Source organism: bacterium (genome assembly GCA_018830565.1).
Taxonomy (GTDB): Bacteria; UBA9089; JAHJRX01; order JAHJRX01; family JAHJRX01; genus JAHJRX01.
Genome location: JAHJRX010000003.1, coordinates 1 through 13,727, shown reverse-complemented (window position 1 = coordinate 13,727; position 13,727 = coordinate 1). Strand labels below are relative to the sequence as shown.

The following is a 13,727-nucleotide window of genomic DNA, read 5'->3' as shown; positions in this document are numbered from 1 at the left end:
TTTAACTTTGTTTACCTTTAGCCTTGCTTTGAAGAAAAGCAATCATCAGATCCATCAGATCACCATCTAAGACCTTTTGACCATCTCCTCTTTCTATTCCAGTTCGATGGTCCTTGATTAAAGTATAAGGTTGAAAAACATAAGAGCGAATTTGACTTCCCCAGGCAATCTCTTTTTTTTCACCCCTAATTTTCTTCATCTTTTCTTCTTTTTCTCTTTGATAATATTCATATAACCGAGACTTTAAAACCTTCAAAGCACTGATCTTGTTTTTGTATTGAGATCGTTCGTTTTGACAAGTAACCACCATCTTGGTAGGAAGATGGGTAATTCTTACTGCCGAATCCGTAACATTAACATGTTGCCCTCCAGCACCACTAGCTCGAAAAGTATCAATGGATAGATCCTCATCTTTTATCTCTACAATGATATCATCTTCTATTTCAGGAATAACTGAGACCGAAACAAAAGAAGTATGTCGTCTTCCACTGGCATCAAAAGGTGAAATCCTTACTAATCTATGGACACCATCTTCTGCTCTTAAGTAACCATAAGCATAATTACCACTTACCTTAAGAGTAACATCTTTAATGCCTTTGGCTTCTTCGTCTGGCAATAAGTAGAGAATAGAAACTTTAAAACCATTAGCCTCTGCCCATCTAAGATACATCCTTAAAAGCATGGAAGCCCAATCACACGATTCTGTCCCTCCTGTGCCTGGACGGATAGAGACCAAAGCATTATTTTTACTATGCTCTTCTTTAAATAAGCTCCTTAACTCAAGATCCCTTATATCTTTATGGAGTAAAGCTATCTCTTTTTCGATTTCGGTAATAACTGAGCTATCATTTTCTTCCTCGCCTAATTTAACTAATATTTTTAGATCTTCAACCTTAGAAGATAAATGATCAATAATACTTACCCCTTCTTTAGCCTGACTCAGTTCTTGCATCACTTTTTTGGCCTCTTCGCCTTCATTCCAAAAATTAGGCTTTAAAATTAGTTTTTCTAATCTTTGAACTATCTCTAAATTCTTTTTATATTCAAAGATACTCCTTTAAATCATCTATCTTTTTTTGAATCTCTTCTATCTCTGAATATTTTTCTTCCCACATCAGCTTAAACTCCTATCATATTCTTTAATAACTTTATTTTATCGTATCTTACCTTTATTTAATTGTCAATTATTATTGCAAGATTTTGAGATTATAGATCTCATTTGATTGAACATTTATTATTTATAAACATGAGCTTAAGAGTTTACTGACAGAGAATTTTCAACTTATTAGGAAGCTATTAGGAAGCTGAATTTTTCGCAAACTAATTTTTATTGGGTCTAACTTCCTAAATAAGCTTCTTTAATTTTAGGATTTTTTAATAGACCTTCGGCAGAATCTTCAAATTTAATTTGACTTACCTCTAAAACATATCCTCGTTTAGCTACCTCTAAAGCCATCTGAACATTTTGCTCCACTAATAAGATAGAAGTTCCTTTTTTATTTATCTCGGTTATGATTTCAAAAGTTTCTTCCACTAATTTAGGCGCCAGTCCTAAGGAAGGTTCGTCTAAAAGAAGAAGTTCTACTTCTAACATTAAAGCCATGCCAATAGCTAACATCTGTTGTTCTCCGCCACTTAAGGTATCTCCTAATTTATCCTTTCTTTCCCAAAGTTGAGGAAAAAAATGATAAACTTTCTCTAAGTTTTCTTTAATTTTAACTTTATCTTTTTCTAAGTAAGCACCCATTAATAAGTTATCTTCTACCTTTAGATAACGAAAGACTTTCTTTCGTTCTGGTATCTGTCTTATACCCATCGTAGCTATCTTTTCTGGAGAAAGATTAGTTATATCCCTTCCTTTATAAAATATTTTGCCTTGCTTAATTTTTAAGATTTGAGAAATAGCCATTAAAGTAGTAGTCTTTCCAGCGCCATTAGCCCCTAAAAGAGCTACTATCTCTCCTCTTTTTACCTTTAACGAAACACCTTTCAAGGCAGGAATATTGGTATAATAGACCCAAATATCTTTTACTTCCAATAAGATCTCTTCATTCATTTTTATTCTTTCCTAAATAAGCTCCTTGAACCAAAGAACTTTCTTTAATCTCTTGAGGCGTTCCCTCGGCAATCTTTTTTCCGTGATCTAAAACCACTATCCTATCTGAAATCTTCATTACTACCCTCATATCATGTTCAATTAAGATAATGGTCATCCTTAATTCTTCCCTTATTTTAAAAAGTAACTTCATTAATATCTCTCTTTCGTGCCTATTTAATCCGTTCGCTGGTTCATCCAAAAGGAGTAGTTTAGGCTTAGTCGCCAAAGCTCGGGCAATCTCTAAGTATCGTTGGTAGCCATAACTTAAACTATTAACTTCTTCCTTAATCTTTTCTTTCAAACCTACACAATCCAACATATCGAGAGCAGTATCCCTTCCTTCTTCTTGTTCTTTATCTTGATAAAGATAACTTCCTATTAGGATATTTTCTAAAACATTTAAGCTTTCAAAGAGCCGAGCATTTTGAAAGGTTCGAGAGATACCAGCTTTGGCTATTTGATAAGTCTTTAAATCTTTATGACCTCCGATAATCTTCTTTTCTTGAAAATGCACTTTGCCACAATCAGGTCTTTCTAAACCACTGATACAATTAAAGAGAGTCGTCTTGCCTGCACCATTAGGCCCAATAATACTTAAGATCTCCAATTCTCTAACTTTAAAGTCTACATAAGATAAAGCTCTTAAGCCTCCAAAATTCTTACTTATTCCTTCTGCTTCTAAAACTATACCTTCCTTAGGTCTGATACTATTTTTTACTTCTAAACTCTTTAAGATATTTAAATGCTCTTTTTTTGATACTTCGAGATCTTCGTGGTAGGTAACATCCTTGGCTTTAACCTTTCTTTTACTTTTATAAACCATGATCAGGATTAAAGATAAGCCAAAAAATAACATCCTATATATCTGAAATTCTCTCAAAAGTTCAGGCAAGATAATTAAGATAAAGGCACTAACTACTGAACCTAAAATATTGCCTAGACCACCTAAAATGACAATAGATAAGATAATAATATATTCCAAGAAAGTAAAGCTCATGGGAGCTACAAATCCTTGCCAACTAACAAAGAAACAACCAGCCATGCCCGCTAAAAAAGCTCCTATGGCTATAGCGGCTAACTTCATCTTGATAATATTTACTCCTAATGCAGAAGCTGCGACTTCATCATCTTTAATCGCTAACCAAATTTTTCCTATTCTGGACTGGCTTAGCTGGTAAGTAGCCAGGACCACTCCTGTTCCTAATAATAAGATTAGATAATAAAATGAAGTAGGGGTGATAAAAGTAAAGTTATTTATCTGGGGAGGCAAAACCCCCATTATCCCTTTAGGTCCGTTAGTTAAGCTATCCCAATTAGTAAGGATGAGCCGAGTAATCTCTCCAAATCCTAAAGTAACAATAGCTAAGTACATTCCTCTAACTCTCAAAGCTGGCAAAGCTAACAATACTCCAAAACCTGCCGCTAATATTCCCCCCAAAGGAAGTAAAAACCAAAATGAAATTTGGTAATGAATAGATAAAAGAGCACAGCTATAAGCACCTACAGCATAAAAAGCCATATATCCTAAATCTAATAAACCAACCAAACCTACTACCAAATTAAGCCCTGTCGCCATAATGACATAAACTCCAGAAAGAACTAAGATATGGACATAGTATTGGGTAGGCAAGATAAAAGGCAGGCTAATTAAAGAGACTATGATTAAAAAAGAAATGATGGATTTTCTTAAAATACCTTCTCTTTGCATAAAACTATATTCTATAAAGTTTCATAATTAGTATTGCTGATAAAGATTGGTTTGCGAAAATTTAGGCTTTGGATTTGCTTAAAGTTTAGAATTTTATCAATATTTATAAACATTCAGCCTGAAGCTTAAGTAGAAAGCTTTGACCATAAAATCAAGGCAAAACGAAGCATTTCTACCTTTTGTGTCTTCCGCTTTTGAGCTGTAAGGCCTTGTCCAAGCTGAAGGCTGATAGCTGAACACTTACGGCAAGTTTACTATTCTTGAGAAACTTTCTCTCCTAAAAATCCTTGAGGCTTAAAGATCAAGACTATAATCAAGAGAATAAAAGCAAAAACATCCTTATAATCTACAGAAATATATCCCGCACTTAAACTTTCTACAATTCCCAAGACCACTCCCCCCACCATTGCTCCAGGGACATTTCCAATTCCCCCTAAGATAGCGGCCGTAAAAGCTTTAATCCCAGGAAAAAGCCCCATATCGTAACGAGCTACTCCATAATACATACCCAACATAATTCCAGACACACCCCCCAAAATAGAAGCTACAATAAAAGTACTTCTAATGGTCTTGTTGATGTTGATACCCATTAAATTAGAGAGCACCTTATCCTCTGAAACTGCCCGCATAGATTTGCCTAATTTGGTCTTTTTGATAAAAAGGTGGAGTAATAGCATCAAGATTAAGGATAAGACAATAATAAATATTTGAAGATAAGAAAGATGAGTATTTCCTAAAGGGAGTAGTTTTTGGAAAAGAGAAGGAAATATCTTATTCTCAGAGCCAAATAAGAGCATAAAACCATTTTGGAGAAAGATAGATACTCCTAAAGAAGTAATTAAAGCACTAAGAGAAGGAGAATTTCTAAGGGGACGAAAAGCCACCAGTTCTACTAATATTCCTAATAAAGAACACCCTATCACCGTTACCAAGAAGACAAAAGTTAAACTTAAAAATAAATTTTCTGTTAAAAATCCAAACTTACTTAAAACGATAATCACTCCCACGGCGATATAGGCTCCCACCATCGACACTTCTCCTTGAGCAAAATTAATAAGCTTAATAATGCCAAAGATCAAAGTATAACCTAAAGCAATGAGAGCATAGATACATCCTAAAGTAAGTCCATTAATAACTTGCTGGAGAAACATATGTTTTCATCGATTATCTTTGTCTTTTAGTCAGCATTCAGGTATCAGTTTTCAAAAATCTATAATTTTTTAACCACTTTTCGCAAACTTATTTTGCTTGAGGATATTTAGGTCAAAGCTTCCTGCTGACACCTGAAAGTTTACTCTTTTAATTATCTGTATAATTGAAATTTACCGTTCTTGACTACATAAAAATAAAGGTCTTTATTCTTGGTATCTCCATAAAGATCAAACTGAGTTCTACCTAAGATGCCTTCGTAGTAAAAATCAGGATCGTTCATCACTTCTAAAATCGTTCTTCTTTCCACCTTACCAGCTATCTTAATGGCTTGAGCAATAATATTCACACATTCATACCCATAAGGAGCATAGGTCTTTACTGCTCCATACTTCTTTTTGAATGTAGCAACAAACTCAGAAGCAGACTTTTTCTCTTCCCAAGGAGGAGCTAAGAAACTAACCACCGTTCCCTCTGAAGCTTGACCAGCAATCCTCATAAATTCTGGAGCAAAACATCCATCACCGGTCATAAAAGTAGCTTTAAGACCTAATTGTCGAGCTTGTTTAATAATGATACCGCCTTCTGGGAATATTCCTCCAAAGAAAAGAAGATCTGGGTTTAAATTCTTAATCTTAGTTAAAATCGCCATAAAATCTCTCTCACCTTCGGTAATTCCTTCAAAGAGTAAAAGATTCTTACCTTTTTCTATCACTGTTTTAGTAAATTGCTCAGCTATTCCTTGACCATAAGCTGTTTTGTCGTGTAAAACAGCAATTTTTTCCTTTTTTAATGTCTCGATAGCAAAACTTGCACATAAAGGTCCTTGAACCTCATCGGTAATACAAGCTCTAAAGACATTCTTAAATCCTTGCTTGGTAACCTTGGGATTAGTAGAAGAAGGAGTAAGCATCACCATGTTGGCTTGATGATAAACAATGGAAGCAGGAAGAGTAGCGCCACTATTTAAATGGCCTACCACCGCTACGATATCAGGATCAGAAACAAATTTATGAGCCACGTTTACCGCTTCTTTAGGATCAGCTTTATCATCCATCGCTAGTAATTCTACTTTTTTACCTAAAAGACCTCCTTGAGCATTAATCTCTTCCACCGCTAATTTCTCTCCGTTAATTAAATCTTGTCCTATTTCTGCTTGAGAACCAGTTAAAGGCCCCACTCCTCCAATCTTAATGACCTCTTCTTTTTTGGCACAATTAAAAAGAAAGAAGATAGGAATAATAAAGATCATCAACTTCTTAAGCATTTCTAATTACCTCCTGCTAGAAGACTAAGAAAATTATTCATACTTGTATCAAAAATTACCCTCTAAGTCAATTTAATTATTTGTGGCTAACACAATTGCTGAAACCATTTGACAACTACAGGAAACTTGGTTAAACTAATATTTTTGAGAGAAAAGTAAAGTGAGGGCAAAAGGAAAAAAATTTTTTAAAGAAGATGACGAGAAATATTAATAAAAGACAAAAACCAATTTGGCAAAAGATTAAAAAACCAACCTCTTTTTACCCCAAAACAAATAAACCATTAATGATTAAAAACCATTATCCTGGTAAAGATTTTAGCTTAAATTACCAAGAGAAAGAAAATGTGAAACAAGAGTTAAGAAATAAACTTCTTCATAAAAGAAACTTGTTGAAAAAAGAAAAAATAGAAGAGAAGAGTAGAAAAATAAAAGAAAGACTATTTTCTCTTCAAGAGGTTTCAAAGGCTCAAATTATATTTACCTATGTAAATTTTGGGAGCGAAGTAGTTACCCGAGAAATCATAATGGAATTAATTAAACAAAAAAAGAAAGTAGCGGTACCTCTTGCTTTACCTAAAGAAAAAAGATTGCTTATTTCAGAAATAAAAAACATGGAAGAAGAATTAGAAATAGGAACCTTTGGAATTTTGGAACCCAAAGTTAATTATAGAAGAATTATCTCTCCTCAAGAAGTTGATTTAGTCATTGTACCTGGAGTGGTTTTTGACCAAGAAGGATATAGAATTGGTTATGGAGGAGGCTATTACGATCGCTTTCTTCTGGAGTTAAGAAAAGATGTTACTTGCTTAGGGTTAGCTTTTCAACTGCAAATTGTAAAAAGCTTTCCTCGTGATCTTAATGATCTACCCGTCCACCTAATTGTCACCGAGAAAGAAACTATAAAACCTGGACCACAGAAAGTTAAGAAATAAATTAAGCCAGTGTTTCAAAGAGAAACACTGGCTACAAAAGATTTAAAGATAAAAAGAAGGTAGTTTTTTCCTCTAAATTTATTTTCCCTACTTTTCTTCTCAAGAATAACATCAAAATTTTGATGTTATTCTGTCCTTAGTAAAGTAGGCTTATTCTTTAAGTTCCAAAAATAAAAATGATCAAATAAGAAAGAGATCTTATATTTTCCAGCCATATTATCGGCAATCTGCTCAGCTTCACTGGCATCTTTAATAGACTCCTCAGCTAAGACCACACTTCTTTCATACTCTTTACGAATCATAGCCCAGGCAGCTTTTTCCTTAAGAAGCTCGGCACTCTTAACAAGTTGTTTTTCATATCTTAAGGCTCCTTTTTCTTTAGCTCTCTCTAAGGAAATAATAGACTTGGCTACCATTTCATCTGCTTTGACTGCTTTTTGAGCAAACTTATATTCTTCTTCCATCTTAACTAATCTTTCACTTAACTGTCCTGCTTCAGCTTTGGCCACTTTTAGCTCTTCTTCTTTTTCCTTTAAGAGTGTTTCTTTGTTACCCAAAAGTAATTCTTTTTCCTTTAAAGACAGCTCTTTATTATTTAAAGACATCGTTAAAGTAGATACTTCATCTTGAAAGTTAGTGATCTTTAAGTTTTGTTCTTCAAGGTAAGCACATTTTTCAGTTAATTCTTCTTTTAATTTAGCAATATAATCATTCTTTTCTTTAATTTCAACCCTTAAGGGTTCTACTTCGGCCTTTAAAGATTTTATTTCAGCTTTTAGTTTTTCTACTTCTTCGCTCTTAATAGCAATAGGTTTTTGGACATATTCTTCTTTCAATAAATGAAAGGGAATAGTAATTGCTTGGCCAGGATAAATCTTATTTGGGTTTTTGATGTGCTTATTTTCTTCAAATTTGACTATCTTTTGCCACTCTTTAGGATTCTTCAAATACTGCTTGGCTATCTTATGGATGGTATCTCCTTTCTTGATAACGATGGTGAAATTACCAGCCGAAGTCTCTGTGACAGCTAATGTCCACACTGGAAGAAAGACAACCAAAGAAATAAAGAGAATAATAAATCTTTTCATGACTACCTCCTTTTATTCTTTAAAAAAGCTGCTATAAAGATTTTGCAGCAGTTTATTCATTATAGTGTAATGATAAAGAAAGTCGATGAGAGTAATCCAAATCAGCATTACTCTTGTAATAAGCATAGTCCATAACCCAAGTTCTATAAATAAATCCTAATCCAAAACTTAAATTTTGGTCTTGATCGCTGCCTATTCTAAAAGCAAAATTCCTACCAAATTTCTTTTCAGCGCCCAAATGTAATAAATAAGTAGTTTCTTCTTGGTTATTTATCCCTTCCTTTCCATTTACATCTAAAGCCAAGAGTAAGTTTTTTCCCCACTTAATAGCTGTTCCTACTCTAAAGACATTGGGAACTTTTTCATCCTTCACATCTGCAGCCAAATTTCTAAACATAGTGCCAAATGATATTCTATCACTATATTTATAAAGAATACCAAAGTCGAAACCAAAACCTGCTCCGCTTTCAATTTTAGTCTCAATGGCTAATCTTTTAATAGTAGTACCAAGAGAGACTTTTGAATTAACGGCTGAAGCTAAAGTAAGAGTATATGTATCTTCTGTCATCTTACTTGTCTTTTTTAACACTCCTTCTTCTAATTTAGCGGCATTTCTTAAGAAACTCACTCCAAATCCATAGCGAAGCCCCAAAGGTTGAGCATAAGCAATATAATCAGTAGAAAGAGTCTTTATTCCAAAAGGAATACCATGCATAGTGGTAAATTCCACAAAAGTATTTTGAATAAGCCCAGCTGGATTCCAATACAGAGCGTTAGCGTCATCTGCTATGGCTACAAAAGCACCTCCCATGCCCGCAGGTCTTGCCCCCATTTGAAGATCGGTAAAAGAATCAGCATAAGAAGGCAAAACAAACCATAATGGAAGGATGATCATCAAAAACATTATCTTCTTCATTGGCCTTCCTCCTTCTTCATTTGACTACACCAACAGGCTTAGAAACTATATCTGGCTTAGAACCATCAGTATATTCAGCTTTAAAGTAATAAACATAGATACCACTTCCTATATATTCTCCTTGGTTATTTAAACCATCCCAAGCTTCAGACATGTTTTTGTCAGCATCTCTGTTTACATTGCTCAATAATGTTCTTACTAAATCACCAGCTAAGTTAAATATCTTAATGGTCACTTTAGCGTCTTTAGTTAGATCATAAGTAAGGTATATCGTATCGGAACCAGCTTTAAATGGATTCTTACTCAAGTAGAGATTGAACTTTTCTGGAATATCTTGTCCTTGAAATTCACCAATATCATAGATAGTAAAATGATTGACCCTTACGCTGACTGTGTTATTTACAAGATCTACTATGCTATTTCCTGCTTTTATCCATTCCTTGCCATCCCAAAAGACAATTTCAAACTTACCTTCATCAAGTTCATTAGGTTTACTACCATCAAGATAAATATCTCTTATGCCATTGCCATTAATATCCCAATCACTATCTTGATAAGATAAAGTAACCTTAACGGGTCGATGGAAGACAATATTTACTGGGCCAAACTCATGAGGAATGCCCAAAAGTTTAATTTTTTGTTGGGTTTCATAAGGTTTAATTTGTTCATCTTTGTTAGCTGGTTTAATAGAGATCTTTTCATCTTTAATTAAAGCATCCTCTGGGATTTCAACCTTTGACTTATCTGGCGATATGACTTCTTTTCCTTCTTTTCCTACTATTTCCGTAGCTTTAGGAATAGTATAAACTACAAAGATGGTCTTGACAAACTCATTATCGGCTGAATCTCTTATGATAATAGTAATCTCATTCTTTCCAACCACTAACGGTACCTGTTTGCTAAACATATCATCCCGAGGAATAATGACCGGACTATTTTCTACTTCTCCTCTAACTAAGACTAACTTTGCTCCTTTAACCTTTCCTGAGATTTTTATGGCTGAAACATAGACTTCATAGGCAACTTTTATTCCAGAAATTTCCACAGGAACAGGAGCAGGATTTATAGAAACACCTTCATTGCCTTGATCATCTTGTAATGGAGGAATTTCGTTGTTTAGTTCTACCTTCATGGCCGTGGTAAAAGTATTTCCGGCAGTATCTGTAGCTTTGATATAAACTGAAGCTTCTTTATCATTGTTCTTATTAGTAACCTTAGCTTTAATTGTATAATTACCATTACCTTCGTCATCCATCTTTTCATCGCCGAGGGGAGTTTCTAGTAAGCCATCATAATTTATCACTACTGTATAAGATGGAGTATCTAAGTAAGCGGTAAAGATGATCGTATCTTCAACTCTAATACTTTCTGTCTTGTTAGCAGTAAGAGTGCCACCAGGTTTTAAAGTATCTAATTTTATAAGATCAACAAAAGTAGCCAGATGTCCAACTTTATCTCTAATTTTATAATAGACATATTTTTCGCCATCACCACTAGATAATGTCCAATTTTTAGCAATCGTAGGATCTTCCCAAGAAGAATAACTACTTTCATTATCAAGATTAGCATAACATACTTTATCGACACCACTACCCTCATCACTATAAGTGAGATTTAAGATCACCGTAGCGGTGGTAGCATATTCTGCCCCATTAGTAATTTTAATGCTTCCAGCAGGCCCTGCTTGATCTAAGGTAGTGGTATCAGTCACGGCTAAAGATTCATTACCGACGAGATCTTTTACTTTGAAATAAACAGTCTTAGTTCCATCTCCTTTGGTAATGGTCCAGGTATTAGCAGTATTGTAGCCCTCCCAACTACTATAAGTAATACCATCATTAGAAAAACACATCTTATCTATCCCTGAACCATTACCATCAGAAGCACTAAGAGCCAAACTGACTAAAGTAGCAGCAGTATAACCAGTGGTATCGTTAATGATAACACTTAAGGAAGTAGGCGAAGTGGTATCAATAGTAAAGCTGCCAAAAGAATTGCTTCCTTCGTTGCCCGATAGATCCTTACCCACTATCTTAATCGTAGTAGGTCCTTGAGTTTCTCCATTTGCAGAGATAGGATACTTATAAGTATAAGTGAGTCCATTTAAAGAATCATAAGTAGTTTCTTTGTTGTTTACCGTCACCGTAGGATTAGATTGCAATGTTTCTGTAGTAGTAAAAGTAATAGTATTTGTTCCTGTCTTAATTAAAGAATGAGAAGTATTAAGAGTAGCAAAGACAGGAGCTTTAGTATCTAAGGTAACTTGTTTAGCTTGGCCAAAAGGACTAATATTTCCTGCCAGATCAATAACTCTAGCTGTTATCTTATTATCCCCTTCCAACAAAGGTACTTGACTAAAGCTAAAATCAGGAGATGAAGTAGCACTATTGACATAACCACCATTGGCATATAGCTCCACCGTAGAACTACTTTCAGCTGCTCCAGAAACATTAATAGTAGAAGAATTAGTAGGAGTAGTAGGTTGAGTAATTACTGGGACAGAAGGAGCAGTGTTATCCAGAGTTACTGCCAAGCTATTATTGCTATTCGTATTTCCTGCAGTATCAGTGGCAGTTATATTAATAGATAGATTGCTGTTATCAGATTTAGTATTATTCTTGTTTATCATATAGATGATAGTATAAGTATTATTGCCATTATTCGTAATATTTTCAGATCCAGAAATATAATAAGAATCTATATTGCTAAAATTTACTGATAAGGTATAATTATTATCATCCCAGGTAGAAGCGAATTTTATAGTATCTAAATTTTTATAAATTAAATCAGCATCATTACTGATATTAGAAGTAAAGATTGGTGGGGTATTATCTAAGTTAATAGTCTTTGAAGCTGTAAATTCATTGTTAGCTATATCTTTGGCCAACATAGAGACAGAAGCTGAAGGATTAGTTTGATTTTTAGTAACAGTTATTTCTTTACTATAGGAGCCATTACCTAAATCAGCCATAGTTTGAGCTCCTATAGGAGTTGCCAATAGAGAGTCGTAGTTAATAGTAACATTATATCCTTTGGCATTTAAGGCTGCTGTAAAGAGAATAGTATCGTTTATTCTGGCGCTATTTTTGCTGGCTGTTAAAGTACCCGTAGGAATAATATCTACCATAATAGAATCACTTGCAGCTAAGCCAATATTCCCAGCGGCATCTTTAGCCCAGGCATAGATATTTACAGTTCCAATAGAAGCACCGACCAGCTGGCCAGAAGTAGAAGTAGTATAAGTCCCATTAGGAGTTCCTTGATTATTAGTAAAGCTGTAGTAGTATCCGGTAATACCGGTGCCACCAGTATCAGCAAATCCAGACCAGGTAAAATCTAAGATGGTATTTGAAGAAGAGACTGCTCCTCCGTTAATAACTACTGTGGCTGAATTAGAAGGGGCAATGGAGTCCACGATGATAGTATCATTAACAGCCTGGCCAATATTCCCAGCAGCATCTTTAGCCCAAACATAGATATTTACCGTTCCTTGTGAGGAACCTGTTAATTGACCGGTATTAGTAAAAACTTGGGTGCCAGTAATAGTGCCACCGTTATTACTAAAGGAGTAGTAGAAACATTCGATATCGCTATAATTATCAGTAAAGCCACTCCAGGTGAAATCTAAGGTAGTATCGGTAGAATAAGTAGCTCCACTGTCAATGATGACATAAGCAGAAATTTTAGTAGGAGCAACTGTATCTAATTTAATCGTATCGGAATAAGTCCCGATATTGCCGACATTATCTCTAAGCCTATAGTAGACCGTCTTAACGCCATCGCCAGAAGTTAAGCTCCAGTTAGTCTTAGTAGCAGCAGCATTCTCCCAGGAAGAATAACTACTGCCATCATTAGAGTAACAAACCTTATCCAAGCCACTGCCACCACCATCAGCATAGCCAGAGAGATTTAAAGTTACAGCAGCTGAAGTCGTATATTCATCGCCATTAGCAATAGATATAGTTCCCGAAGGAGCGGTGGTATCTAAAGTAGTAGTATCGCTAACGGCCGTAGCTTCATTTCCAGCAATATCTTTGACTTTAAAGTGAACGGTTTTAACTCCATCGGCAGTAGTAACAGTCCAGGTCTTAGCTGTGTTATAGTCTTCCCAAGAGCTATAGTTAGTTCCATCATTAGAGAAGCAGATCTTGTCTAAGCCAGAGCCAGAAGCATCTGTGGCTGAGAGACTTAAGCTTACTTGGGTCGAAGCAGTGTAACCAGCGGTATCATTTATGGTAAGACTTAAGGAGGAAGGAGCGGTCTGATCTAACGTTACTCCTGCCGTAGGAGCTAAGCTATTGCCAGCCAGATCTAAAACACCAGCGGTGATAATCTTAGCTCCGTCTAAGACCGTATTGCCGGCTTGGAGAGTGTAGCTAGCGGTGTAAACACCATCATTAGCTACGGCATCAGGAGCAGTCCCATTATCAGCCAAGGTCAGGCCGCCAGCAGCCTTGCTATCTAAGTTAGTCGTAAGAATACCTTGAGTTATAGTCACTGCTAAGTTTTTCTCGGTAGAGGTGAAGTAAAATTTAATGGTATCGGTGGCCTTAACATAACTTCGATCGG

Annotated in this window: 8 protein-coding genes and 1 pseudogene; 1 reads left to right on the top strand and 8 read right to left on the bottom strand. The window is 35.1% G+C overall.

Going from position 1 to position 13,727, the window contains the following annotated elements; translation table 11 throughout:
- Position 1: 1 nt before the first annotated feature.
- The 5 genes and pseudogenes from prfB to KJ849_00150 all read right to left on the bottom strand — a co-directional run bounded on the left by prfB (position 2) and on the right by KJ849_00150 (position 6,222).
- A pseudogene (gene prfB / locus KJ849_00170) lies at positions 2–1,115 on the bottom strand (peptide chain release factor 2).
- A gap of 221 nt (positions 1,116–1,336) precedes the next feature.
- Entirely contained in the window at positions 1,337–2,056 is a 720-nt protein-coding gene (locus KJ849_00165; GenBank protein MBU2598992.1) for an ABC transporter ATP-binding protein, read from the bottom strand.
- Positions 2,049–3,806 (bottom strand): branched-chain amino acid ABC transporter ATP-binding protein/permease, encoded by a 1,758-nt coding sequence (locus KJ849_00160; protein MBU2598991.1) that lies wholly within the window; start codon positions 3,804–3,806, stop codon positions 2,049–2,051. Before KJ849_00160 ends, KJ849_00165 begins: the two co-directional genes overlap by 8 nt.
- 254 nt (positions 3,807–4,060) lie before the next feature.
- Entirely contained in the window at positions 4,061–4,957 is an 897-nt protein-coding gene (locus tag KJ849_00155; protein MBU2598990.1) for a branched-chain amino acid ABC transporter permease, read from the bottom strand.
- Positions 4,958–5,109: 152 nt separating this feature from the next.
- Entirely contained in the window at positions 5,110–6,222 is a 1,113-nt protein-coding gene (locus KJ849_00150) for a branched-chain amino acid ABC transporter substrate-binding protein (protein ID MBU2598989.1), read from the bottom strand.
- Between the two features lie 194 nt (positions 6,223–6,416).
- On the opposite strand from KJ849_00150, the gene KJ849_00145 reads away from it, so the two are divergent.
- Positions 6,417–7,154 (top strand): 5-formyltetrahydrofolate cyclo-ligase, encoded by a 738-nt coding sequence (locus KJ849_00145; protein ID MBU2598988.1) that lies wholly within the window; start codon positions 6,417–6,419, stop codon positions 7,152–7,154.
- A 125-nt stretch (positions 7,155–7,279) separates the two neighbouring features.
- On the opposite strand, the gene KJ849_00140 is transcribed toward KJ849_00145, so the two are convergent.
- The 3 genes from KJ849_00140 to KJ849_00130 all read right to left on the bottom strand — a co-directional run.
- Entirely contained in the window at positions 7,280–8,242 is a 963-nt protein-coding gene (locus KJ849_00140) for a LysM peptidoglycan-binding domain-containing protein (protein MBU2598987.1), read from the bottom strand.
- A 52-nt stretch (positions 8,243–8,294) separates the two neighbouring features.
- Positions 8,295–9,158: a PorV/PorQ family protein gene (locus tag KJ849_00135; GenBank protein ID MBU2598986.1), complete on the bottom strand. Its 864-nt coding sequence runs from the start codon at positions 9,156–9,158 to the stop codon at positions 8,295–8,297.
- A gap of 16 nt (positions 9,159–9,174) precedes the next feature.
- A partial coding sequence (locus tag KJ849_00130) for a hypothetical protein (protein MBU2598985.1) occupies positions 9,175–13,727 on the bottom strand: 4,553 nt, incomplete at its 5' end.